This window comes from Streptomyces milbemycinicus (genome assembly GCF_002154605.1).
GTDB classification, from domain to species: Bacteria; Actinomycetota; Actinomycetes; order Streptomycetales; family Streptomycetaceae; genus Streptomyces; species Streptomyces milbemycinicus.
In genome coordinates this window covers 727-1,874 of record NZ_MUNE01000853.1, presented here as the reverse complement: position 1 = coordinate 1,874, position 1,148 = coordinate 727, and the positions used below count along the sequence as shown (strand labels likewise).

Here is a 1,148-nt window from a genome sequence, read left to right as displayed (position 1 = left end):
ATCGCCGTCATCCTCCGCATCGCCCTCGGATCGGCGACGGTCGCCGTCGTCACCGCCGCCGGTGTGGTGGCGCCGATGGTCGCGGGCAGTGGAGTCCACCCCGAGATGATGGTGCTCGCCGTCTCCTGCGGGTCCATCGCCTTCAGCCACGTCAACGACCCCGGCTTCTGGATGTTCAAGGAGTACTTCAACCTCTCCGTCGTCGAAGCCATCAAGGCGCGCACCACTTACACCACCACCCTCGCGGTCCTCGGACTCGGTGGCGTCCTGGCCGTCGAGNNCGGCGCCGGAGCGAGCGCGTGTTGGCGTGTCATGCCGAGTTGTCCGTCACCGCCTCGGTGTCACAGCTCGGCGGCATCTATTCGGCATCTATTACGGACGCCTCGTCGTCGGAGAGCCGCAGCGCCGCCGCGGCCACGTTCTCCACAAGGTGGTCCGGGTTCCCGGTGCCGGGGATGGCCAGCACATGCGGCCCCTGCCGCAACGTCCATGCCAGCCGGACCTGCGCGGGAGTCACCTGGTGTGCGCGGGCGGCAGCGAGCACCGCCTCGCTGTCGGTCGCGCTCGCGCCGGACTCGCGTCCGGCACCGGCGATCGCGAAGAACGGCACATAGGCGATGCCCTGCTCACCACAGGCCCGCAGAAAATCCCGCTCCTCGGCCGGCGCGCCGACGCCATAGGCATTCTGCACACAGACCACCGGCGCGATGGCCTGAGCCTCGGCCAGCTGCTCGAGCGTGACATTGGACAGGCCGAGGTGGCGGATGAGCCCGGCGTCCCGGAGGTCGGCCAGGGCGCCGAAGTGTTCCGAAATGGAGCCGGACCTGCGGCTCGGCGGGACACGCAGATTCACCACATCCAGGTGGTCACGGCCCAGCTGGCGCAGATTCTCCTCGACCTGACCGCGCAGCTGGTCCGGTGTGGCCCACCACCAGGCGCCCGACGGGTCCCTGGCCGGCCAGACCTTCGTGGCGATGACGAGGTCGTCCGGGTAGGGCGCCAGCGCCCGGTTGATCAGCTCGTTGGCGGACCGCAGCGAAGAGAAGTAGAACGCGGCCGTGTCGATGTGGTTGACGCCGAGCTCGACCGCCCGCCGCAGCACCCTGATCGACCGGTCGCGGTCGCTCGGGGTGCCGAGGTCGAAGGCG

General features: G+C 69.6%; 1 protein-coding gene and 1 pseudogene. One reads left to right on the top strand and one right to left on the bottom strand.

Annotation, left to right across the window (positions count from 1 at the left end):
• Nucleotides 1-279: pseudogene (locus tag CCN51_RS47590) on the top strand (GntT/GntP/DsdX family permease); the annotation flags it as partial.
• Between the two features lie 79 nt (nucleotides 280-358).
• Here CCN51_RS47590 and CCN51_RS47585 read toward each other — a convergent pair.
• Nucleotides 359-1,148, bottom strand: a 790-nt coding sequence (locus tag CCN51_RS47585) for an aldo/keto reductase (protein ID WP_086861009.1), incomplete at its 5' end; no start/stop codon positions are given.